Source organism: Vibrio sp. 10N (assembly GCF_036245475.1).
GTDB lineage: Bacteria > Pseudomonadota > Gammaproteobacteria > Enterobacterales > Vibrionaceae > Vibrio.
Map to the genome: position 1 here is coordinate 2657005 of NZ_BTPM01000001.1, position 24402 is coordinate 2681406.

The 24402-nt window shown below is 47.9% G+C and carries 21 protein-coding genes; 10 read left to right on the plus strand and 11 right to left on the minus strand.

The genetic code is table 11. From position 1 onward, the window contains the following. Positions 1–177 precede the first annotated feature (177 nt). Complete coding sequence (locus AAA946_RS12420) at positions 178–1419, plus strand: uracil-xanthine permease family protein (RefSeq protein WP_338165127.1); 1242 nt, start codon at positions 178–180, stop codon at positions 1417–1419. A 120-nt stretch (positions 1420–1539) separates the two neighbouring features. Here the strand turns inward: AAA946_RS12420 and AAA946_RS12425 are convergent, their stop codons facing one another. Together AAA946_RS12425 and upp are read right to left on the minus strand one after the other, a co-directional pair. Further along, on the minus strand, positions 1540–2976 hold the full coding sequence (locus AAA946_RS12425) for an IS1182 family transposase (RefSeq protein WP_338163447.1): 1437 nt from the start codon (positions 2974–2976) through the stop codon (positions 1540–1542). Positions 2977–3097: 121 nt separating this feature from the next. After that, positions 3098–3724 carry a uracil phosphoribosyltransferase gene (gene upp / locus AAA946_RS12430; protein WP_112478302.1) on the minus strand — a complete coding sequence of 209 codons (627 nt, stop codon included), beginning with the start codon at positions 3722–3724 and terminating at the stop codon, positions 3098–3100. A 243-nt stretch (positions 3725–3967) separates the two neighbouring features. Here upp and purM point away from each other — a divergent pair, with 243 nt between their 5' ends. Then, a complete protein-coding gene (purM, locus tag AAA946_RS12435; protein ID WP_338165128.1) occupies positions 3968–5008 on the plus strand; it encodes a phosphoribosylformylglycinamidine cyclo-ligase in 1041 nt (346 codons plus the stop codon). A 4-nt stretch (positions 5009–5012) separates the two neighbouring features. Then, positions 5013–5651: a phosphoribosylglycinamide formyltransferase gene (gene purN / locus AAA946_RS12440; RefSeq protein ID WP_338165129.1), complete on the plus strand. Its 639-nt coding sequence runs from the start codon at positions 5013–5015 to the stop codon at positions 5649–5651. Between the two features lie 93 nt (positions 5652–5744). Here the strand turns inward: purN and AAA946_RS12445 are convergent, their stop codons facing one another. Both AAA946_RS12445 and lpcA read right to left on the minus strand, forming a co-directional pair. Next, positions 5745–6587, minus strand: coding sequence for a class II glutamine amidotransferase (locus AAA946_RS12445; RefSeq protein WP_338165130.1), 843 nt, complete (start codon positions 6585–6587; stop codon positions 5745–5747). 49 nt (positions 6588–6636) lie between these two features. Further along, positions 6637–7212, minus strand: a complete 576-nt coding sequence (gene lpcA / locus AAA946_RS12450) for a D-sedoheptulose 7-phosphate isomerase (RefSeq protein WP_338165131.1) — start codon at positions 7210–7212, stop codon at positions 6637–6639. Positions 7213–7546: 334 nt separating this feature from the next. Between lpcA and fadE the strand changes: the two genes are divergently transcribed. Beyond that, complete coding sequence (gene fadE / locus AAA946_RS12455; protein ID WP_338165132.1) at positions 7547–9991, plus strand: acyl-CoA dehydrogenase FadE; 2445 nt, start codon at positions 7547–7549, stop codon at positions 9989–9991. 122 nt (positions 9992–10113) lie between these two features. On the opposite strand, the gene AAA946_RS12460 is transcribed toward fadE, so the two are convergent. Beyond that, a complete protein-coding gene (locus AAA946_RS12460) occupies positions 10114–11358 on the minus strand; it encodes a TIGR03503 family protein (RefSeq protein ID WP_338165133.1) in 1245 nt (414 codons plus the stop codon). A gap of 9 nt (positions 11359–11367) precedes the next feature. Next, the gene (gene dnaQ, locus AAA946_RS12465) at positions 11368–12114 is read right to left on the minus strand and encodes a DNA polymerase III subunit epsilon (RefSeq protein ID WP_338165134.1); all 747 of its coding nucleotides are present in this window, start codon (positions 12112–12114) and stop codon (positions 11368–11370) included. 57 nt (positions 12115–12171) lie between these two features. On the opposite strand from dnaQ, the gene rnhA reads away from it, so the two are divergent. Next, positions 12172–12636, plus strand: a complete 465-nt coding sequence (rnhA, locus tag AAA946_RS12470; protein WP_338165135.1) for a ribonuclease HI — start codon at positions 12172–12174, stop codon at positions 12634–12636. Here rnhA and AAA946_RS12475 read toward each other — a convergent pair. Next, on the minus strand, positions 12633–13379 hold the full coding sequence (locus AAA946_RS12475; RefSeq protein ID WP_338165136.1) for a class I SAM-dependent methyltransferase: 747 nt from the start codon (positions 13377–13379) through the stop codon (positions 12633–12635). The two genes, rnhA and AAA946_RS12475, sit on opposite strands and share 4 nt — an antisense overlap. Positions 13380–13417: 38 nt before the next feature. Here AAA946_RS12475 and gloB point away from each other — a divergent pair, with 38 nt between their 5' ends. Next, a complete protein-coding gene (gene gloB, locus AAA946_RS12480) occupies positions 13418–14176 on the plus strand; it encodes a hydroxyacylglutathione hydrolase (RefSeq protein ID WP_338165137.1) in 759 nt (252 codons plus the stop codon). Positions 14177–14252: 76 nt separating this feature from the next. Further along, a complete protein-coding gene (locus AAA946_RS12485; RefSeq protein ID WP_338165138.1) occupies positions 14253–15818 on the plus strand; it encodes a LysM peptidoglycan-binding domain-containing protein in 1566 nt (521 codons plus the stop codon). 110 nt (positions 15819–15928) lie between these two features. Here the strand turns inward: AAA946_RS12485 and thiI are convergent, their stop codons facing one another. The 3 genes from thiI to pomA form a co-directional block, all read right to left on the minus strand. Then, complete coding sequence (gene thiI / locus AAA946_RS12490; protein WP_338165139.1) at positions 15929–17377, minus strand: tRNA uracil 4-sulfurtransferase ThiI; 1449 nt, start codon at positions 17375–17377, stop codon at positions 15929–15931. A 257-nt stretch (positions 17378–17634) separates the two neighbouring features. Further along, entirely contained in the window at positions 17635–18570 is a 936-nt protein-coding gene (locus AAA946_RS12495) for a flagellar motor protein MotB (RefSeq protein WP_338165140.1), read from the minus strand. A gap of 33 nt (positions 18571–18603) precedes the next feature. Further along, the gene (pomA, locus tag AAA946_RS12500; protein ID WP_338165141.1) at positions 18604–19368 is read right to left on the minus strand and encodes a flagellar motor protein PomA; all 765 of its coding nucleotides are present in this window, start codon (positions 19366–19368) and stop codon (positions 18604–18606) included. Between the two features lie 334 nt (positions 19369–19702). On the opposite strand from pomA, the gene xseB reads away from it, so the two are divergent. The 3 genes from xseB to dxs are packed head-to-tail and all read left to right on the plus strand — an operon-like array spanning position 19703 to position 22740. Further along, on the plus strand, positions 19703–19945 hold the full coding sequence (gene xseB / locus AAA946_RS12505; RefSeq protein ID WP_042496747.1) for an exodeoxyribonuclease VII small subunit: 243 nt from the start codon (positions 19703–19705) through the stop codon (positions 19943–19945). 20 nt (positions 19946–19965) lie between these two features. After that, the gene (gene ispA, locus AAA946_RS12510) at positions 19966–20850 is read left to right on the plus strand and encodes a (2E,6E)-farnesyl diphosphate synthase (protein WP_338165142.1); all 885 of its coding nucleotides are present in this window, start codon (positions 19966–19968) and stop codon (positions 20848–20850) included. A 24-nt stretch (positions 20851–20874) separates the two neighbouring features. Beyond that, positions 20875–22740 carry a 1-deoxy-D-xylulose-5-phosphate synthase gene (gene dxs / locus AAA946_RS12515; protein WP_338165143.1) on the plus strand — a complete coding sequence of 622 codons (1866 nt, stop codon included), beginning with the start codon at positions 20875–20877 and terminating at the stop codon, positions 22738–22740. A gap of 128 nt (positions 22741–22868) precedes the next feature. On the opposite strand, the gene gltX is transcribed toward dxs, so the two are convergent. Next, a complete protein-coding gene (gene gltX / locus AAA946_RS12520; RefSeq protein ID WP_338165144.1) occupies positions 22869–24296 on the minus strand; it encodes a glutamate--tRNA ligase in 1428 nt (475 codons plus the stop codon). Positions 24297–24402 lie beyond the last annotated feature (106 nt).

A 24402-nucleotide genomic window follows, 5' to 3' on the forward strand; every position in this document is an offset into this window, starting at 1 on the left:
TCAATAAGTTGATTTACTCCCTCGCATCTGTGGATCAAATAGTAACTCGCTCGAGCTATTGAGATTTAGCCAACAAAAACAGCGTTCTCTTTAACTAGATCATTAAGTAAACGATTACAAAGTGCTAGAATCCCATCCGTTTTGCTTAACTCCTTTTGACTTGCTTGGAAAATCATTATGAAAACGATCTTACAAGGCTCGCAAATGCTATTTGTGGCATTTGGCTCCTTGGTACTCGTACCCCTTTTAACTGGCCTTGATCCTAACGTAGCATTGTTTGGTGCAGGTGTCGGCACCTTACTGTTTCAATTGGTAACACGCCGCAGTGTGCCTATCTTCCTAGCCTCTTCGTTCGCCTTCATTGCACCTATTATGTTTGGCGTCCAAACATGGGGTATCGGTGCAACCATGGGCGGCCTAATGGCTGCGGGTGTCGTTTATGTGCTTATGGGTGCCTTAATTAAAGTGAAAGGCGTCGAAGTAATCCACAAACTTCTGCCACCAGTGGTCGTAGGGCCAGTGATCATGGTGATCGGTCTTGGCCTAGCACCTGTCGCGGTAAATATGGCGCTTGGTAAAACGGGTGACGGTGCCGTACAGCTTATCGATGGCAATGCAGCACTTTGGATCTCCGCGATTTCTCTGCTTGTTACAGTTGGCGTAAGTGTATTCGCCAAGGGTTTCTTAAAGCTATTACCTATCGTAAGTGGCATTTTAGCGGGCTACGTGACCAGTCTGTTCTATGGCGTTGTTGACTTCACCCCTGTGGTTGAAGCTTCTTGGCTATCGCTGCCAAACTTCACTGCGCCAGAGTTTAACATCAACGCAATCTTGTTCATGCTGCCAGTGGCTATTGCGCCAGCCGTTGAACACGTCGGCGATATGCTGGCTATTTCAAACGTAACCGGTAAAGACTATCTGAAGAAGCCGGGTCTACACCGCACTATCGCGGGTGACGGGGTGGCAACAATTGCAGCTTCTATGGTGGGCGCGCCGCCAAACACAACCTACAGTGAGGTAACCGGGGCAGTAATGCTAACTAAAGCGTTTAATCCTGTGATCATGACGTGGGCAGCGGTGACGGCTATCGTACTGGCGCTTGTGGGTAAACTTGGTGCTATCTTACAAACTATCCCAGTGCCCGTGATGGGCGGTATCATGATTCTGCTGTTTGGCTCTATCGCGACGGTTGGTCTTAATACACTGATCAAAAACAATGTCGACCTGCACAAATCTCGTAATCTAGTGATCGTCGCTATCACGCTGGTATTTGGTATTGGCGGCATGGCATTTGGTATTGGTGACTTTAGCCTTCAAGGCGTGAGCCTGTGTGGTATCGTTGCGATTCTCCTTAACCAGATCTTGCCGGATGACCTAGGTGAGAACAAGGTAGTAGACAACGCTCAGATGGAAGACTAATTCCTACGGAAACAAAAAAGGCTGACCAGTGGTCAGCCTTCAGATTGCTGACGAACCCCGCTTTTTCAAGCGGGGTTCTTTTTTCGGAGCGGCCGTAGGCCGCGATCGCGATATTTTTTGTTAGATAGCGTTCTGAAGTGAGTAAGGCTTAAATCGGCATACAGAGGCTAGTATTTGACTTATTTCTGCCTTATTTAGGCCCATTTTTCGCAGATAGCTCACCACCAACGCTATCTTCTTGATGTTTTGAGCGGCAGCGGCTAACCAACATTGCATTTGCACTTTTGCGAGACCGCGGTAGCGCGCGTAACGGTGGCCATGGTGTTGTTTTGCATCGGCGAAGCTTCGTTCTACTGTTTCACTTCGCCTCCGATACGTCTTCTTTCCGTAGCTAGAGAGTCGCATTTGATTGGCTCGCTCCACCGTCTCACTATAAAGGTGACGCGTTATGACCTTCTGCATATTTTCACTCTTAGTACAGTCGTCCCGAACGGGGCAAAACGCACATTGTTTCGGGTCTGAAGCGTATGAGCGATAGCCTGCGCGTGTTGTGGTTTTATAGATAAGTTCTTGCCCTTCTGGACAGCGATAGGTATCGGTCTCTTTTTGGTATTTGAAGTCTTTCTTCTTAAATTTGTTCTTAGTTCTTGATGGGCGGCGATACCCGAACACACCTAATATACTGCGGCGCTCGAGTGATTCAGCAACAGGCGCAGTGAAGTAACCTGCATCGATACCAACTGCGATAGGATTGAGGTTGAACTGCTCTAGTGTGTGATCGAGACGACGGATATAGGGCTGTGAGTCATTCACATTCCCCGGTGTTGCGTATGTGTCTACGATGATACCGTGCTTACCATCCACGGTTCGGTGGTCAAGATAGAAGAAGCCTTGAGGCTTATTGTCTCGTGTCATAAAGCCACTTTCAGGGTCGGTGGTGCTGACTTTAGTGTTTTTGACGTCTGTCTTTGGTGGCGTCTCTTTGAATGGATTTTTACCTTCAGATTCTCGGTCTGCAGCCACATCTTCATTCAGCATATCAAGATAAGCGCCTGCACTAACTGGACGCAGACGATTCATGTGCTTGTTCTTGTTAGCATTGGCTTTAAGGTGTGTACTGTCAGTGAAGAGCTCCTGTCCTGCGACTAAGCCTTTCTCCATCGCTTGAAGCACTATGTTGTTGAAGATGCGCTCAAAGACGTCAGTACCATTGAAGCGTCGAATTCGGTTCTGGCTTAACGTCGAAGCATGGATAACTTTTTCGGTCAGTGACATTCGTAAGAACCAACGATAAGCGACGTTCACTTCAATTTCTTTGACCAGTTGGCGCTCACTTTTGATGCCGAATAGGTAGCCAAGCAGAATGATTTTGAATAAACGCACAGGGTCTACGGGTGGGCGGCCATTATCTTTGCAGTATAGATGTGCCACTTCGTCTCTGATGAACTCGAAGTCGATGGCATTATCAATTTTACGAACGAGATGATTCTGTGGAACGAGCTGTTCCATGGTTACCATTTCGAGTTCGTATTGCTGAGGAGAAGGTTTTTGAAGCATATCGGAGTATCCATATTTCGATACTCCTATTAGATCAAAGGTCTAGCTTGAAAGCTAGACCTTTGTCAGCAGTCTGAAGGCTGACCAGTGGTCAGCCTTTTTGCTATTTAAGCATCGGGTCTTATAGAGTACCGAAGATCTTGTCACCTGCATCACCTAGACCAGGTACGATGTAGCCTTTGTCGTTTAGGCACTCATCGATTGCTGCTGTGTAAAGCTCTACATCAGGGTGCGCTTTTTCTAGTGCTTCAATGCCTTCTGGTGCAGAAACCAATACCAACACTTTGATGTGCTTACAGCCTTTCTCTTTAAGAAGATCGATAGTCGCGATCATTGAGCCGCCTGTAGCTAGCATTGGGTCAACCACTAGTGCAATACGCTCATCAATGTTTGACGCAAGCTTGTTAAAGTATGGCACTGGCTCAAGCGTTTCTTCGTCACGATAGATACCAACGACACTGATACGCGCACTAGGCATGTGCTCAAGAACACCGTCCATCATACCAAGACCTGCACGCAGGATTGGCACTACTGTCACTTTCTTACCTTTGATTTGGTCAACTTCAACTGGACCGTTCCAACCTTCGATCGTCACTTTCTCAGTTTCAAAGTCTGCAGTCGCTTCATACGTTAGCAAGCTACCCACTTCGGTCGCTAGTTCGCGGAAACGCTTCGTGCTGATGTCCCCTTCACGCATCAACCCCAATTTATGTTTTACTAGGGGGTGTTTAACTTCAACAACTTTCATGTCCAACTCCGGCAAAATTTCACAAAACCTGCAAATTATACATGGTTTCTTTGACTATTTCAGTTAGCAACACGGTTAAAATGGTATTTATACGCAATAAAATGTCACAACAGGCTGTAAATCAATGGATTGATGCTTCGAGAAAATAGTTTGTATTTTCTTACGCAAACGTTTTCCTTTTTGGATAAACCCCTGTTAGAATAGCGCCGCTTTCACATCCATTTATTTTTCGAGGACTGTCCCGTGAGCGGAAACAACACTTCCCTAAGCTATAAAGACGCTGGTGTAGATATTGATGCTGGTAACGCATTAGTTGACCGTATTAAAGGCGCGGTTAAGCGCACTCGTCGCCCTGAAGTAATGGGAGGCATCGGTGGATTTGGTGCTTTATGTGAGTTGCCAACAAAATACAAACACCCAGTATTGGTATCTGGTACAGACGGTGTTGGTACTAAGCTACGCCTAGCCCTAGACATGAACAAGCACGACACCATCGGTATCGACCTTGTTGCGATGTGTGTGAACGACCTTATCGTTCAAGGTGCTGAGCCACTATTCTTCCTTGACTACTATGCGACAGGCAAACTTGATGTTGATACTGCAGCAGACGTGGTATCTGGTATTGCTGAAGGCTGTATCCAAGCAGGCTGTTCATTGATTGGTGGTGAAACAGCTGAAATGCCAGGCATGTACGAAGGTGAAGACTACGATGTGGCTGGTTTCTGCGTTGGTGTAGTTGAAAAAGATGACGTGATTGACGGTTCAAAAGTAGCCGCTGGTGACGCACTTATTGCCGTAGGCTCAAGCGGTCCACATTCAAACGGCTACTCTCTTATCCGTAAGATCCTAGAAGTGTCTGGTGCAGATAAGAACGAAAAACTAGGTGAACGCACTATCGGTGAACACCTACTTGAACCAACTAAAATTTATATCAAATCAGCTCTGAAAATGATCGCTGAACACGATATCCACGCTATCTCTCATATCACTGGCGGCGGCTTCTGGGAAAACATCCCACGCGTATTGCCAGAAGGCACAAAAGCCGTTATCGACGGTAACAGCTGGGAATGGCCTGCTATCTTCAACTGGCTACAAGAGAAAGGCAACGTTGATACATTTGAAATGTACCGTACTTTCAACTGTGGTGTAGGTCTAATCGTTGCTCTGCCTAAAGGTCAAGCAGATGCAGCCGTTGAGCTTCTTAACGCTGAAGGCGAGAACGCATGGGTAATTGGTGAGATCGCGACTGCAGAAGCTGGTGAAGAGCAAGTAGAGATCAATTAATTTCATGAAGAATATCGTTGTTTTAGTTTCAGGGAATGGTACTAACTTGCAGGCGATTATTGATGCCTGCGAGTCGACTATCACAAATGCGAAAGTGCGTGCTGTTTTCTCTAACAAAGAATCTGCATTTGCATTGGAACGTGCTCGTAATGCTGGCGCCGAGGCGGAGTTTCTCGATCCAAAGCTAAGCGAAACACGTGAAGCATTTGATGCCGAGTTGATGCGCCGAATTGACGTTCACAAACCAGACCTATTGGTGCTAGCGGGCTATATGCGCATTCTTAGTGGTGAATTTGTTCGCCACTACATGGGACGAATGATTAACATTCACCCATCGCTATTGCCTAAGTACCCTGGATTGAATACGCACCAACGCGCCATCGAGAACTGCGATGAGCACCACGGCACAAGCATCCATTTCGTTACTGAAAAACTGGATGGTGGCCCGATTGTTCTGCAAGCAAAAGTCCCTATATTCGATGACGACACTGTCGAGACACTCGAACAACGAGTTCAGAGCCAAGAGCATAAGATCTATCCATTGGTCGTTAAATGGTTTGTTGAAGAGCGCTTGGTTATGGATGGCAGCAAAGCCCTTTTAGATGGCATTGCTCTGGGACCACAAGGTTACGCTGACAAGTAGCGAAACCATCTGGCTTTCCGTCATGAAAAAATCAAAAAAAGCGAGTGATGCCTGTCACTCGCTTTTTTCTGTCTTAACATCCTTTCACTGCGATCACAGTGGCTCGGTAGGGGCCTGGCTTTTTGGCTTCGCCTCAGCAAACGCAACATCTGCTAGCTCATCCACATTACTGGCAACCAGCTCACCAAAATGAAATAGGTTATACTCACCCGGCTTCATTCGATGCCATGTTTCGTTACCCGTTAACGGCTGTGTGGCGACGACTGAAACTACATCGTTGGGTGTCGTTTCCTCTTGGAAGTTGATGGTGACATCTTCATCCAACAAGCTCGCTTTGCCAAATGGCGCTTTACGCGTAATCCAGTAAAGATGGTTGGTGCAATACGTCATCACATATTCACCATCACTGAGCAGCATGTTATAGACGCCCAGCTCTCTTAACTCATCACAGCATTCTGCAACATAGGCAAACATCGCCTCCATGTCCTGTGGCGGCTCAGGAAAACGCTGTTCCAATTGTTTCAGCAACCAGCAAAATGACAGCTCACTGTCTGTCTCACCGACAGGTCGAAAGTGCCCGGTATCGAGCGTTTGGTAGTCACTGAGCTGGCCATTGTGAGCAAAGGTCCAGTAGCGCCCCCATAGCTCACGAGTGAACGGGTGCGTATTTTCCAAATTCACTTGGCCACGATTGGCTTGTCGAATATGGCTAACGACTGCCCTACTCTTGATAGGGTAGCTTTGGACCAGCTCCGCTATCTTGGAGTCACAACTCGGCTGCGGATCTTTAAAGGTACGAAAACCTTTCCCTTCATAAAAGGTGATCCCCCAGCCGTCTTTATGTGGCCCTGTGTTACCACCACGCTGAATAAGGCCAGTAAAACTAAAACAAATATCTGTTGGCACATTGGCGCTCATGCCAAGCAATTCACACATTGAGTTCCCTACTCTTTCTGTTCCTGTTTATCATCGCAGTAGCTCAATGCTACTCCATCTCTTTTTCAACCAACTGGATGATGATGTGGATGATCTTAATATGTATTTCTTGAATGCGGTCTGCGTAACCAAAGTGTGGCACACGAATTTCAATATCCGCTAACCCCGCCATTTTGCCGCCGTCTTTGCCTGTCAATGCGATGGTTTTCATACCCTTAGCCTTCGCAGCATCAATCGCCTTAAGGATATTGCCCGAATTGCCCGACGTCGACAGACCAAATAACACATCACCACGACGGCCTACAGCTTCTACGTAACGAGAAAAGACAAAGTCGTAACCAAAGTCGTTACTCACACAAGAAAGGTGACTTGGGTCAGAGATGGCAATCCCTGCATAACCTGGACGATTTTCACGATAACGGCCAGTGAGCTCTTCAGCAAAGTGCATCGCATCACAATGAGAACCACCATTGCCACAAGACAGTACTTTACCCTCTTGCTTAAACGAGTCTGCGATCATCTTTGCTGCAGCTTCAATCTGAGCAATGTTGTGATCGTCACTTAAGAATTTATTCAGTACTTCAGCAGCTTCTGTTAGCTCATTTCTAATCAAGTCTTGGTACATAGCGTTGTTCTCTTTGTTTTCTCGCCATAAGTAAGCGATGGCTGTTAATTCTGAGTTTACCTATAAACCGTCAACTCTGTCGATAGATGGCGCACGACTGCGGCACCAATTTCATCATTAATCCACTGCAAATTGACAGTGACTGAGCAAAGTGCTGCCTAAGCCGCTTATTTTGCAATCAACTAGAGCAATTACTTGACAGATTTTACATCTGTGCAATATTTTAATTACAATTATTTACTGGTACGACCTCTTACCTTACACGTAACACTAAGAGTCACTGCCGCGACATACTGACCAAAACAACAATAAGTACCCAGATAAAGGAACCATCATGGACATCTTGCTCTCTCTCGTCGCCTTATTCGGCGCTATTGGTATTAGCTTTTATCAACGAGCGTCACTGGCAAAATCCCTTTTATTTATCACCTCTGCCATGGTGCTCGGCACACTGCTTGGTGTGTTTGGTGCCATCACATGGGCGTTCTACGTCGCCACCCTTGCCGTATTGTGCGTTCCGGCGATTCGACAATCACTCGTCTCAGCCAAAGCGCTCGCGGTATTTAAAAAAGTCCTCCCAGCCATGTCACAAACCGAGAAAGAAGCACTTGATGCCGGTACCGTATGGTGGGAAGCAGAACTGTTTAAAGGCAAACCCGATTGGCAAAAGCTACAAAACATCACACCATCTAAGCTCACTGACGAAGAGCAGGCTTTCTTAGACGGCCCAGTTAACGAAGTGTGCGCAATGATCAATGACTACCAAATTACGCACGAACTAGCAGACTTACCACCGGAGATCTGGCAGTACCTGAAAGACAACAAGTTTTTCGCCATGATCATCAAAAAACAGTACGGCGGACTTGAGTTCTCTGCTTATGCTCAATCTTGTGTACTGCAAAAGCTATGTGGTGTTTCCAGCGTGGTATCCTCGACTGTCGGCGTGCCAAACTCATTAGGCCCAGGCGAGCTTTTGCAACACTACGGTACGGAAGAGCAAAAAGACTACTACTTGCCAAGACTCGCTACCGGTAAAGAAATCCCTTGTTTTGCTCTTACTAGCCCAGAAGCAGGCTCCGATGCAGGCTCTATTCCTGATTTTGGTGTGGTATGTAAGGGTCAATTTGAAGGCAAAGAAGTTCTAGGCATGAAGCTGACGTGGAATAAGCGTTATATCACGCTTGCGCCCGTTGCAACCGTGCTGGGTCTTGCGTTCAAACTAAGAGACCCTGATGGCCTATTGGGCGACAAAGAAGATCTGGGCATCACCTGTGCGCTGATCCCAACACACCTAAAAGGAGTGGAAATCGGTAACCGTCACTTCCCATTGAATGTACCATTCCAGAACGGTCCAACGCGCGCTAACGAACTGTTTGTACCGATCGATTTCATTATTGGTGGCCAGAAAATGGCCGGGCAAGGCTGGCGTATGTTGGTAGAATGTTTGTCTGTTGGTCGTGGTATCACCCTACCGTCAAGCTCAACGGGCGGCATTAAAACCGCCGCTCTCGCTACCGGTGCCTACGCTCGCATTCGTCGCCAATTTAAACAACCTATCGGTCACATGGAAGGCATCGAAGAGCCATTAGCACGACTAGGTGGTAACGCATATGTTATGGATGCAGCGAGCCGTCTCACCGTAACAGGTATCGACTTAGGTGAGAAACCGTCGGTTATCTCTGCAATTGTTAAATACCACTGTACTCACCGTGGTCAACGCAGTGTTATTGACGCGATGGACATTGTCGGTGGTAAAGGGATATGCCTTGGCCCATCAAACTTCCTTGGCCGTGGCTACCAAGGTGCCCCTGTTGCCATCACGGTAGAGGGTGCCAACATTTTAACTCGCTCAATGATCATCTACGGTCAAGGTGCGATTCGCTGCCATCCTTACGTACTTGATGAAATGGAAGCAGCACACTCAACAGCCTCTAACGCGGTTGATAAGTTTGACAAAGCGCTGGCAGGTCATGTGGCATTCACTATCAGTAACCTCGTGCGCAGTTTCTGGCTCGGTCTCACTGACGGTCGCGGCTCGTCTGCACCACATAAAGATGTGACAACCCGCTACTATCAACAACTTAACCGTTACAGTGCTAACTTAGCGTTACTGTCAGATGTCTCTATGGCGGTACTGGGCGGCTCACTGAAACGTAAAGAGCGCCTGTCGGCACGTCTGGGGGATATTCTAAGTCAGCTATATCTCAGCAGTGCTACGCTTAAACGTTACGATGTGGAAGGCCGTAACAGCGAAGATTTACCTTTGCTGCACTGGGGTATGCAAGATAGCTTATTGCAAACAGAACAAGCGCTGGATGATTTCCTCACCAACTTCCCAAATAAGGTGATTGGACGCTTACTACGTGTGATCGTTCTACCATTCGGTACCGTGCGTAAAGCGCCATCAGACAAGCTCGATAGCCAAGTCGCGCGCATCTTACAAACGCCAAGTGCAGCTCGTACTCGCTTGGGTTACGGTCAATACTTCGAACCAACTGAGTACAATGCGGTCGGCCGTATTGAGCAAGCACTGGATATCATTCTGCGCGCAGAGCCTGTGTTCACCAAAGTATGTAAAGCACTTGAGCAGCGTCGCCCATTCACTCAATTGGACCAAGTGGCAGAGATCGGCCTTGAGAAAGGCATCATCAATCAAGAGGAAGCGAAACTACTTACCACCGCAGAAGCGCATCGCCTGTACACCATAAACGTGGATGACTTCTCACCAGAGGAGTTGGCAGCAAAGCCCGTTTATCCAGCGATGGGGGAAGTAGCCTAAACGCTGACTAATACTCAAAAACAAAGCCAGCAAAGTGTTCTTTGCTGGCTTTTTTGTCGCTATGAATCCAAGATTCGGGGACTTCCATACTTGGGTTTCACGTTTGGGTTGATGCTCGACTATTAGCCCGGCATTTTCAGCTGCATTTCTGGCAGTGAGGCTTTGATTGCTTTGCGGCGTCTGACAAACCACCAAATCAAACCACCCACTATAATCAGCACCACATTACCCACCGCAATAGCAGTAATAGCATTCTGACGTACCGCTTGGCGATGCGCTAAGATCTGCGCTTCTTGCTCCGCCTTTTTCTTCGCCTCACGGGCTGCTTGCTGCATTTGCTCTGCCTTCGCAAGATCGATAGCCCCGACGACGCTAAAAGTGCGGTTTGGCAGTTCGAACACCAGTGGTCTCCCAGAGGCAGACTCATTGGCAAACACATTTCCGGACCAACGATAAGTCCCGATTTGATCGCTATCGTGAAACGACACAACCATTTCGTTTTTATCCTGACCCGCTTGAGCCTGTGCGACACTTTGCGTGTCATCCGGCTGCTGCAACTCAATGGATGCGGCCAAAGACCTCGTCTGTATCGTTGCCGGCTCACCACGCACAACCACCTGATGCGGCTGCTCACCTTCACCTTGAAGAAAACGCGTCACAAATGGCGTTGGATAGATAAACACTTCTTGCTCAAGCGCACGCAAAAACACACCGTTTCCTGTCGTAATGCGAACATTGTATTTCCCAGGTTCCACTGAAATGGGCAGTTCTACGGTAAAGACGCCGTCGCCTGATCGTTCATCCAAACCTTCGCCATTGTCAAAAAACTCTCCAATCACAATCGGTACTGGTGCCACCTTTTCATTGGGCTGCGCTTGCTCTTCAAGATAGCGTGTCATCACGACGCGAAGGTTTACTCTATCAAGAATGTTTTCAACGATAAGTGGCTCGTCATCACTCATCAAGCGAGCTGTAAATTTCAGCTTTTCCCCTTGATAAATGCGCTGCGGCAGCGTGTCTGCTTTGAGGCTTAATCGAGAAATGATCTGAATGTTGTTCTTAGGGCTGACCTTACCAATCGCTTGCCATGGACCCGGCATAGGGCGCTCAATGGTAATCACATCGACGCTCGGCTCTTCTATCCAATGAACATGAGATGGGTGGCGCCAAGCGTAGTATTTTTTGCCATCGGGGCGCACCAAAGTCACGGGTTTCGAGCGCTCTTGGCGATAGACTAAGAAGGTAATTCTATCGACGGTTTCATCCACTCGGAAGCGATTGTCGAGAAAGGGCATAGAGGATTCACTCGCGACCGCACCCACTGTCAGCAATAGCCACATAACTATCGCTAGCATTATCCTCTGCATGATTCTCTCCTACTGACGCCAGAGACAACTGCCGCCTTTTTCAACGATATCTAAACGCGCACTATGCGCTTCCATTTCATCGGCAGAGGCCATCAAAACCTTTAGTGATTTTCTTGAAGTTGTGAGGCGCTTAATAGATTCACCACCAGCGCCACTGTCATCCGATTGGCCAGCGTTGAATTGCATCGACGTTTGGCCCCCCGTCATCGCCAAGTAGACGTCAGCCAAAATCTCCGCATCGAGCAAAGCCCCGTGGAGAATACGTGCAGAGGTATCAATGGTGTAGTGCTTGGCTAACGAATCAAGGTTTTTCCTCGCGGGCATGTTTGCCATGCGCTTGGCCATGGCAAGGGTATCGGTGACCTTACAATACTGTTCGGTCTTCCCAATAGAGGCATCCAACATACCAAACTCATGGTCCATAAAGCCCACATCGAAGGGCGCATTGTGAGCCACCAGCTCGGCGCCTTTAATGAAGTCTAAGAACTCTTCATGAACCTGTTTATAAACCGGCTTATCAAGCAAAAACTCATCGGTAATACCGTGAACGTCAATCGCATCGGGCTGGATAGGCATGTCTGGTTTGAGGTAGACATGGAAATGACGACCTGTCAGCTTACGGTTGATGATCTCAACGGCACCGATTTCAATGATTCGGTGTCCCATGTAGTGAGGTCCACCCTCACGATTCATACCTGTGGTTTCGGTATCGAGTACCACGATTCGGCGCTGTTCTGGATTGTGACTGGTATTCATGGCGTTTTGTATGTCAGACTATGTAGATAAACGTTCAAGACTCTATAGTATCAAATCATGACGAAGCAGGTTGAAATTTTCACAGACGGCTCTTGTTTAGGTAACCCTGGCCCTGGCGGTTATGGCATTGTGCTGCGTTATAAGCAGAATGAAAAGACCCTAGCCAAAGGCTATACCCTCACCACCAATAATCGCATGGAGATGCTGGCGACCATCGTCGCACTACAAGCGTTAAAAGAACCCTGCGAGGTGATCCTCACCACCGACAGCCAGTATGTGCGCCAAGGTATCACCCAATGGATCCACAACTGGAAAAAGCGCGGTTGGAAAACCGCCGACAAGAAGCCAGTGAAAAATGCCGATCTTTGGAAGGCGCTCGACGCAGAAACTGCGCGCCATTCGGTTGATTGGCGTTGGGTTAAAGGTCACGCAGGTCATCGTGAAAACGAAATGTGTGATGAGCTTGCCAGAGCGGCAGCAGAAAACCCAACGGAAAAAGATACAGGTTACCAGCCGAGCTAACGAATATCGCTAGGCTGCTTATCTGCGGTTCGATAACTGACGCTGGCTGGCGTCAGTTTCTTTTTCAAACGCCAATGCGGCTTAATCGGTTTAAGTGGGTAAGTGCGTTTCCTAGCGACAATGAAATACAGGCTGCCCATCGGAGACGCCCAATCACCGATACTACTTTCAAGCCAAGTCCACATAGTTCGGTAACGTTTCATCGGAAACAGCGCATAGGTATCGGCATACACGACTTGATAGTTAAGTACCCCAAGCCAGTCTTTAATTCGACCCGGCGTGAACATTCTGCCACTCCACGGAAAGTTGTTTTTACGCCATGGCATCAGACTTGCCAATCCAGTAAAACTCATGGGATTAAATCCGGTCAGAATTAAGTAGCCATCATCCATCATCACGCGGTCAACTTCGCGCAGTAAACGATGAGGATCTTCGGCGTATTCGAGTTGGTGTGACAACACTATTGCATCAAAACTCTTTTCTAAAAATGGCAATTCATAGCGGTCAGCGATAACATTGTGAAGAGGGTTTTTAACATCAAGGTTGACTTGATGCTGAATATTGCAATTGCAGCTGGTTAACTCGCAGCTCAAACCACCTAATTTGAGAAGGTGATAACCAAAAAGCTTTGGACACCACTCGTCAAGGCGCGTTTGAATCGATTCTGATACCCACTGCCCATTGGCGAGTTCATCCCAGGAATGGGGATGGTCTACTTTTTTCTTGCTGCGAGCTGGTTTCATAGTCGGGCAATCTCCCAAACCGAACTGGAGAAACAACAATGTTACATATCAAAAGCATACCTGCATTTAATGACAATTACATCTGGCTTATTCAAAATAACCAAAACTTCTGTGCTGTCGTCGATCCAGGAGATGCAGAGCCGGTCATTGACTACTTAGAGCAGCACCAGCTTGAACTTGTAACCATCCTTATCACCCATCACCATTGGGATCATACCGATGGTATTGCCAAATTAATGGAGAAATACCCTTCAATCAGTGTCATTGGCCCAGAGCACTGTTCCAATGAGCACATAACACATCGCGTCAGCGAGGGGCATCGCATTAACCTGTTCCACGAAGAGTTTCTGGTTCTGAACTTGCCAGGACACACGCTCGATCATATTGGCTATGTCGGCGACGGTAAGCTGTTTTGTGGTGATGTGCTGTTTTCCGCTGGCTGTGGACGTATTTTTGAAGGCACCCCAGAGCAAATGTACCACTCTTTGCAAAAGCTCACTCTACTCCCAGAGGAAACCGAGGTGTACTGCACTCATGAATACACTCTGAGCAACCTTGCCTTTGCCCTAGCCGTAGAGCCTCACAATGAGTTTTTACATCAATATCGCGATGACGCGAATCAAAAAAGAGCCAAAGGACTTCCGACTTTACCTACATCGATGGCGGTAGAAAAGCGTATCAACCCATTCCTACGAACCACACAAACCGAAGTTGTGAACTCAGTAGCAAATCGCAGTGCGAACAATGATCCCTTAGCCACTTTTACCGCATTACGTGAGTGGAAGAACGAATTTTAACGTTTTGCTGCTTGTTTGCCCTAACGCCTATTAGTATTATGCTCAGCCGTTCAAGTAAGAGGTTGTAGCAAACACAATGCATAAGAAATACAGTTGGGCTTTTGCCCTGTTGCTGGCTGGTTGTCAAATGACTCAGCCAGATTCAAGCAGCACCACAACAGAGCCGACCAACTCTCCTGCAGAAACAGCGACAACTAAAACAACAACGCCCGTTTCCGTTACCACTCCTGAAGTAGCTCCGAAAGCACTCACGCCTCAGCAACAAGAGGACGTGTGGAAGCGTATCGCGATGCAGTTGGAGATGGAGATCCCGGACAATGCGAAAGTGGATTACTATCGCAAATGGTACATCAAGCACCCTAATCACTTAAAAACGGTTTCACAGCGTGCTAAGCCGTTTTTATACCTAATCACAGAAGAAATTGAAGCGCGAGATCTGCCGCTTGAACTGGCTCTGCTTCCAATCGTAGAAAGCTCGTTTGACGCCTTTGCATACTCGCACGGCAGCGCAGCGGGTTTGTGGCAATTTGTGCCAGCCACAGGCAAAGCGTTTGGCCTAGAGCAAACTTATTGGTTTGATGGCCGTCGTGATGTAACCCTCTCAACGAATGCTGCACTCGATTACCTGACCCAGCTTAATCGACGCTTTGATGGCAACTGGAATCACGCTATTGCCGCCTACAACAGTGGTGGTGGCCGAGTGTCGAGCGCAATCCGCAAAAACCGAAAAGCAGGTAAACCGATAGACTTTTTCTCGTTAGACCTTCCTAAAGAGACCAGTGGTTACGTGCCTAAACTGCTCGCCTTAGCGGATATTCTTGCTAACGCTGAGAAATATGGCGTCGACATTCCTGCGATCCCAAACCAACCTGCGCTTGAGTTAGTCGAGCCTAACGAGCAGCTTGACCTGGCAATCGCAGCAAAATACGCAGGCATCTCAGTAAAAGAGCTGCAAAGCTATAACCCGGCTTATAACCAGTGGGCAACCTCACCAAATGGCCCACAAACCTTACTGTTGCCTGTCGACAGCGTTGACCAGTTCCGTGTCGAGCTTGAGAAGAACCGCGGTAAAGGCATGCGCCTAGTGCGCTATAAAGTGAAATCGGGTGATTCACTGAGTGTCATAGCTCAGCGCCACCAGACGACGACTAAGGTGATTCGTCACGCGAATGGCATGAGTAACAATACCATCCGTGCGGGTCAGTACCTGTTGGTACCAACCTCAACTAAAGATGATTCAACGTACAGCCTAAGCGCTGCGAATCGTCTAGCGAAAACTCAATCTACCTCACGCGGCAACTACAAAGTGACCCACAAGGTGAAAAGTGGCGATAGCTTGTGGTCAATCGCAAAAGCGAACAAAGTCTCACACCAATCATTAGCGAAATGGAATGGTATGGGACCAAGAGACACACTGCGCGTCGGCCAAGAACTGGTGATTTGGAAGAACGCAAGCGAAGGTGCCGTCATCCGTACCATCTTCTACTCAGTGCGCAGTGGCGATACACTCAGCGGTATTGCCTACAAGTTTAAAGTACGCACCAATGATGTTGTGAAATGGAACAGCCTGCAGAAGAACAAGTACTTGAAGCCCGGACAAAAGTTAAAGCTATACGTCGATGTGACAAAAACCAGCACGTAACTTAGCATGCAAAGCCAGTCTAACGACTGGCTTTTTTGTGCCCTATCGTCGAACCAAAAAAAACGCCAAGCGACTTCGCTTGGCGTTATGACTTTTCGGTGAGCAGGTTGCTACGGGCGATATACCTTCACGTTACTATAGCCTTGCTCTTGCAAGTACAGTGCTTGTAGACGGCTCATCACGCCGCGGTCACAGTACAGCAGATAGGTTTTCGATTGGTCAAGATCGCCAAACTTAGTGCCTAATTTGAAGAAGGGCAGATGTTTTACTTCTACATCATCAAGCTCGAGCGGGCTCGCTTCTTCCTCTTCAGCACTGCGAATGTCTAGTACGATAGCATCATTTTCAACGGCTTCCACTTGTTCAACCTCCGGCGCTTGCTCTTGGCTCTCTTTCTCGATATCACGGATATCGATCATACGAGCGTCGCGCACCACTTGTTCAAGTACAGTGAAATCAAAGTTCTCTTCTTCCGCTTCAAGCTTCTCTTTCACCGCTTTAACTGTCGGCTTACGAGAAATCACACCACAATATTCAGGCATGGTTTTCGCAAAGTCTTCGGTACCAATTTCACGCGCAAGGTCGATGATATCTTCTTTGTCCCAGTTGATAAGAGGACGAAGAATCAAAGTATCGGTCACACCATCAATGTGACGCAGGTTCGTCAGTGTTTGGCTAGAAACCTGACCTAGCGCTTCACCTGTTACGAGAGCCTCAATGCCGTACTTCTCAGCCAGCATACCACCGGCACGCATGAACATACGCTTGAGGATAACGCCCATTTGGCCGTCTTCCACTTTCTCAAGGATCTCTGCAACAACCGGTTCGAAATCGACAGAGATGAATTTCACCTTCGCTGAGGAGCCGTACTTGTTCCACAGGAAGTGAGCCACTTGCTTCACACCGATCTCGTGCGCAGGGCCGCCAAGGTTGAAGAAGCAGTAATGCGTTTTTGAACCACGCTTAATGTGCAGGTAACTCGATACGCCCGAATCAAAACCACCCGAGATAAGGCTCAATACATCTTCTTGAGTGCCTAGTGGGAAGCCGCCAAGACCTTTATGGCGTGCGATAACCTGATTAAGCTTGTCGTTTGCCACTTCGATGTTAACGGTCACATCTGGCTTCGACAGCTTCACGCGCGCACTTTCAACTGCTTGGTTAAGGCCACCACCTACATAGCGCTCAAGCTCAATCGAGGTAAAGTCATGCTTACCACGACGTTTAGCACGTACCACAAAGGTTTTGCCTTCGATATTTTTGCCATTAAGCTCTAGAACTTGCTCATAGATATCGTGCATGTCAGCAAAGTCAGATTGCTGAACTTCAAGCACATGGTGGATACCAGGGGTTTGAGTCAGAATTTCCAATACCTCTTTGTGATATTGGTCTGAGCTAGCACTCACTTCAATGTGATCACGACGGTTGAACACCGCCACCGATTCCGTACGGCGCTGGATAATGATTCGCAGGTTGCACTCAAGGATCCTTGTAAAGCGCTTACGCACTGAATCGCTTTTAACAAAAATCTCTGGATGGGGCTTTACGATAAATCTCATAGTCTTTTCACATCTCGTTGCAATGCTGTCTGAGCGCGACAGTATAGGGAAACACATATCAACTGTAGTACAAATTCGCTCAACTCAGAGTGCAAACCATGAGACTTCACTGAGCGATTGTTCATTAGGGGCGCAAGTATACCCGCAAGCTCAATAAGATGCGAGCAATCCACCCAATTCGAGCGTGGGGATCCGTTGTGAGTCATTGAAACGAAAACGCCAGAGCAATGCTCTGGCGTTGTTGTGCTTAGCGGTACTCAGTTCCCCTCCGCAGAGACCTCGTCTGTAAACACGGGCTCCCCTTGCATGATACTGATTTCAACTCGGCGATTTCGCGCTCGTTGTCTTTCAGTATCATTCGGGCCCAGAGGCTCTGTATCGGCAACACCAATCACGCGTAGCCTCAAATGTGAGAAGCCTTTCACCTTTTCCATCTCTTGCGCCACCGATACCGCGCGCTGTGAAGATAGGTCCCAACTTGAACGATACAACTCAGAGTCGAGAGGTAAATTATCAGTGTGCCCAGAGACACGAACCTGACCAGGAATATCTTTCACAAGATCAGCAACCTGCCTTACCAACGGCCTAAACTTAGGCTGTAAGAACGCAGAATCTTCAGGGAACGCGCCTTTCTCTTGAATACGAATAACAAGCTGCTGCCCCAGGTTTTCCACCTCGACGGCACCTTGATTAATCTCTTGTTGCAGTGCTTGCTTAATCACTTGCTCCAACTCTTCAAGATCTTCGTTTTGCTGCTCACTCTCAGAAGACGCAGTACCAATCTGATTCTTTTGGGTGCGATCTGCGGTTTGACCACCGGTGATCTTGCCATCATCACGCTGATTGCCACCAGCTCTGTCCGAATCACCTTCTTGAAACTCCAACGTCTGCTGAGTGATATCGATGGTTTGCTGCATGATCACATCAATCGGCGTCGGCTCTGGACGGCCTGGCCTGAATTCTTGAGCAATAATACTGGTGCCCTTAGGGATATCTTTCACTTCAAGGCGGTTTTGAACACCAAAGGCAAACTTCATCGAGCCTGCAATCTGCTTAAACTTCAGCACGTCCATTTCTGAAAACGACAGCAGCAGTACGAAAAAGCACATCAACAGCGACATAAGATCAGAGAAGGTCGCCATCCAAGCGGGCGCACCCGGAGGTGGACATTTACACTTGCCTTTCTGTTCCATCACTTAATCCCGTTATTAATCATTACGGAAACGCTACTCGCCATCAAGATCGAACGCGCGCTTGTTTTCATTGATGTAATTTTTAAGGTAGCCATCGATAACGCGAGGGTTCTGACCATCTTGAATTGCCAACACACCATCCATTATCAAACGACGATTGAGGTTTTCTTGTTCTCTACGCAGGGTGAGCTTGTCGGCAATTGGGAAGAACAGCATGTTTGCCAGCATCGCACCGTAAAGCGTGGTTAATAGTGCGATCGCCATCGCAGGGCCGATGGATTTAGGGTCATCCATATTCGATAGCATGGCAACCAAGCCAACCAAAGTACCAATCATACCCATTGCAGGGGCAACATCCCCGTAAGCTCTAAATACTGCTGCGCCTTTTTCATGACGTTCATCAGTCAGGGCTATATCTTTTTGCATCGCATTGCGCACTACTTCGGCATCATGGCCATCGACGAGAAGATCAATGCCTTTTTGCATAAAGCTGTTTTGAATGTCCATTTCTTCAAGTGCTAGAAAACCACCTTTGCGCGCAGCATCGGCCATTTCAACAATCTTGGCGATAAGATCTTCAGGCTCATCGGTTTTGAACATAAACGCTTTACTGGCGATTTTGGCGGCACCAAAGAACTGCCCTAGCGTGAACTTCATCAAGACTACAAATGTCGATCCCCCGATAACGATAAATACCGACGTAGTATCATAGTAAGTCATGATGCTGCCACCGAGCACCATCGCAATAATTATCGAAGCGACCCCACCAATGAGGCCTATCAGCGTTGCTAAATCCACTCAACACTCCATAGAAAATTTGACATCTTAGCCACTCAGACGAACCGAAAAGCAGCCCGAGTCTATCTCGTTACTTTTAGGTTATCGACCAAGTGACCATATCTTTAAGTGATTTATGACCACAAAATCACAAAATTGCGTCGCAAACTGTCAGAAGTCCGTCACTCCCATTCGTTTTCTACAGAGAAGATAACGACTTAGCTGGCAATATTGACGTTTTTTTTAGCAATCAAAATCCACACAGCAGTTCTTAACAGCATTTTTCGCACCATAAGTTTGACCATCGCTAGCCGCTCATGTAACGTTCGATCATTTCATAAAAAATAAGTACGTTATGGCGACTAAGAAACCTGAGAACATGTCGTTCGAAGCGACAGTAGACGAGCTCGATACACTCGTAGAACAACTGGAAAACGGCGATCTGGCACTGGACGATGCGCTGAAGAAGTTCGAGCGTGGTATCGCCCTAGCGAGAGCTGGACAGCAAAAGCTGACCGAAGCGGAACAAAAAGTTAGCATCTTATTGGCTAAGGATGATGACGCCGATCTTCAAGACTTTGCTCAGCCGTCAGAATAATTTCAAAAGTGAGTATCCCCATGATTGAGACTTTGAAGTCTTATCAAACCCGTAATAACCAGCAACTGGATGCTTGGTTGGACGGCTATCCCTTTCAGCAGCAACGACTGATTGAAGCGATGCGCTACGCCCTACTTTTGGGTGGCAAGCGTGCGAGACCGTTCTTGGTCTACGCAACAGGCTCTATCTTTGGTTGCAGTGAAGAGCAGCTCGACACGCCCGCCGCTGCGATTGAGTGCATCCATGCCTACTCGCTCGTCCATGACGATTTACCCGCAATGGACGATGATGAACTGCGCCGTGGCAAAGCCACCTGCCACATTGAGTTTGACGAGGCCACCGCAATTTTAACCGGTGATGCCCTACAAACCCTCGCATTTACCATATTATCGGAAGGACCGTTGGCGTCATTTGCCGAATCACACCGTATTACTATGGTAAAAGAGCTTGCGCGCGCGTCTGGAGCGGCTGGTATGTGCATTGGCCAAGCATTGGATCTTGAAGCTGAGAATCGTCAAGTGACGCTTGATGAGCTTGAGCGTATCCATCGCCACAAAACCGGCGCCCTCATTAAATGCGCGGTGCAACTTGGCGCTTTGGCGGCCGGGGATAAAGGTCTTAAATACTTGCCACAACTTGAAACTTACGCAGAAGCTATTGGTCTTGCGTTCCAAGTTCAAGATGACATTTTAGACATTGTTGGTGACACCGAAACCCTAGGAAAACCTCAGGGCTCTGATGTCGAACTCAACAAGAGCACCTACCCAGCATTGTTGGGGCTGGAAGGCGCTCAGCAAAAGGCGACACAGCTTTTTGAAGAAGCACTTTGTGCTTTGCAAGCGATACCCTACAATACGCAACTACTCGAAGACTTCGCCCGATACGTCATCGAGCGCAACAACTAGACTATATTAAAGCGCTAAATAACTATGACACTTGATATTTCAAAGTATCCGACACTGACATTAGCAAACACGCCAGAAGAACTTCGCCTAATGCCGAAGGAATCTTTACCGAAGCTGTGTGAAGAGCTTAGGACGTATTTGCTAAATTCAGTGAGCCAGTCTAGTGGACACTTGGCTTCCGGACTTGGCACGGTAGAACTCACCGTTGCCTTACACTACGTCTACAATACGCCGTTCGACCAACTTATTTGGGATGTTGGCCATCAAGCCTACCCGCATAAGATTTTAACCGGTCGTCGTGAGCAGCTTTCAACTATCCGTCAAAAAGATGGTCTGCACCCATTCCCGTGGCGTGAAGAGAGTGAATACGACACGCTGTCTGTTGGCCACTCTTCAACGTCTATCAGTGCTGGACTTGGCATGGCGATTTCCGCTGCCAAAGAAGATAAAGACCGCAAAGTCGTCAGCGTGATTGGTGATGGTGCTATCACCGCAGGTATGGCGTTTGAAGCACTAAACCACGCAGGTGACGTACACCCAGACATGCTTGTTATCCTTAACGACAATGAAATGTCGATTTCGGAAAACGTGGGTGCACTCAATAACCACCTTGCTCAAGTGCTGTCTGGAAGCCTGTACACCTCTATCCGTGAAGGTGGCAAAAAAGCGCTATCTGGCCTACCACCAATCAAAGAGTTGGTTAAGCGCACCGAAGAGCACCTTAAAGGCATGATCGTACCAGGAACCTTGTTTGAAGAGCTTGGTTTCAATTACATCGGGCCTGTCGATGGCCACGATGTGAATGAACTGGTCAAAACACTGAAGAACATGCGTGAGCTCAAAGGCCCGCAGTTCTTGCATATCATGACCAAGAAAGGCAAAGGCTACGAGCCGGCAGAAAAAGACCCTATCGGCTATCACGGCGTACCTAAATTTGACCCTTCGCACTCAAGCTTGCCGAAAAGCAGCTCAAGCAAACCAACATACTCGAAAATCTTTGGTGATTTCTTATGTGATATGGCGGCGCAAGACCCTTCACTAATGGCGATTACGCCGGCGATGCGTGAAGGCTCGGGTATGGTTCGCTTCTCTAAAGAATATCCTGGTCAGTATTTTGATGTCGCTATCGCTGAGCAGCATGCAGTGACGCTAGCAACAGGTATGGCGATTGCGGGTAACAAGCCTATCGTCGCGATCTACTCGACTTTCCTACAGCGTGGCTACGACCAGCTGATCCACGATGTCGCCATCATGGATCTGCCAGTGATGTTCGCTATCGACCGTGCAGGCCTTGTTGGTGCCGATGGTCAAACTCACCAAGGTGCGTTTGACCTGAGCTTTATGCGCTGCATTCCAAACATGGTGATCATGGCTCCAAGTGATGAAAACGAGTGTCGTCAGATGCTTTACACAGGTCACACGCACACAGGTCCAAGTGCCGTTCGCTATCCTCGTGGCAGCGGTAATGGCACGACGCCAGAAGCTGAGTTTACTGCTTTGGAAATCGGTAAAGGTCGCATTGTTCGCGAAGGTGAGAAAGTCGCGATTTTGTCCTTTGGTACCTTCCTAGACAATGCGTTGGTCGCGGCAGACAACCTCAATGCTACCGTGGCTGACATGCGATTTGTTAAACCTCTTGATGAGGCGCTTATCCGTGAGCTATGTGACAGTCATGATGTGCTGGTCACACTCGAAGAAAACGCTATCGCAGGCGGCGCTGGTGCGGGTGTGATTGAGTTTATGATGAGTGAGAAGCTGATGAAACCTGTGCTTAACCTTGGTCTACCTGACAAGTTTATCGCGCAAGGCACACAAGATGAGCTCCATGCGGAACTTGGCCTTGACGCTGCTGGTATCGAAGCCTCTATTCGCGATTACATCTCTAAGTAGAGACGTATCCAAACGTTAAATAAAGAAAGCGACCCTAGGGTCGCTTTTTTGTTGCCACTTTTTCTCGTTCAGAGGAAATAAAAAAGCCGCAACCTAAGTTGCGGCTTTTCAAACTCATGGCATGGCAATTATGCGTTTGCTTCTCGCTCAGCGATAAACTCTAGCGCCATCTTAATGCGAGCAATCACACGCTCTTTGCCAACAAGCTCCATAACGGCATCAACTGAAGGCGATTGACCACCACCAGTCACAGCAACGCGAAGTGGCATGCCGATTTTACCCATGCCGATTTCTAGCTCTTCACAAACCGCAGCAATCACCTGATCTTTGATGTTTGCCGTTGTCCACTCTTCTAGCGCTTCTACTTTAGCAAGCGCAACTTCTAATGGCTGCTTAGCGACGCCACGTAGGTGTTTCTTCGCTGCACCCGCTTCAAACTCAGAGAAATCTTCGTAGAAGTAACGGATTTGCTCAGCAAGCTCAACAAGCGTATTACAACGCTCACCCACTAGCTTGATCACTTCTGTGATAGCAGGGCCATTATCTGTGCTTAGCTTCTGCTCATCTAGGTGCCATTGCAGGTGCTTAGCAACATACTCAGGCTCAGATGTCTTGATGTAGTGGTTGTTCAGCCAGTTTAGTTTATCTGTGTTGAACGCTGATGCTGACTTAGAGATTGCATTCAATGAGAACAAGTTAATCATCTCTTCTTGAGAGAAAATTTCTTGGTCACCGTGAGACCAGCCTAGACGCACCAAGTAGTTGTTAAGTGCATTTGGCAAGTAGCCTTCGTCACGATATTGCATAACCGATACGGCGCCGTGACGCTTTGACAACTTAGCACCGTCATCACCTAGGATCATTGCACAGTGAGCGAATGTCGGAACTGGCGCACCTAGAGCTTCATAGATATTGATCTGACGCGGTGTGTTGTTGATGTGGTCTTCACCACGAACCACGTGAGTAATACCCATATCCCAGTCATCTACCACAACAACGAAGTTGTAAGTAGGCGCACCATCAGTACGGCGGATGATCAGGTCATCCATTTGGCTGTTAGCAATCTCGATACGACCACGAATTTGGTCATCAAATACTACGCTGCCCTCTTTCGGGTTGCGGAAACGAATCACGCATGGGTCACCATCTTTCGCCGCTGCATTTGCTGCAACGATTTTCGGATGATTAGCATCGTAACGAGGGATCTCTTTATTTGCTTCTTGCTCAGCGCGGATCTCTTCAAGCAGCTCTTTTGGTGCATAGCACTTGTATGCTTTGTCTTCAGCAAGTAGCTTTTCAACCATTTCGTTGTAACGATCAAAACGCTTCGACTGGTAGTACGGGCCCTCGTCCCACTCAAGCCCCATCCACTGCATACCTTCAAGGATCGCATCTACCGCTTCCTGAGAGTTACGCTCAAGATCCGTATCTTCAATACGTAGAACGAATTCACCGCCTTGGTTTTTAGCAAATAACCAAGAGTAAAGTGCAGTACGCGCACCACCGACGTGAAGATAGCCAGTTGGGCTTGGAGCAAAACGTGTTTTAACCGTCATCGAAAGTACCTTGTTGTCAACGTCGCACAATGCTTGTCATCGTGCGTTGCAAATTTTGGGCGCTATTTTATCACCTTACACTAATTCTACAATCTCTATACCCAAA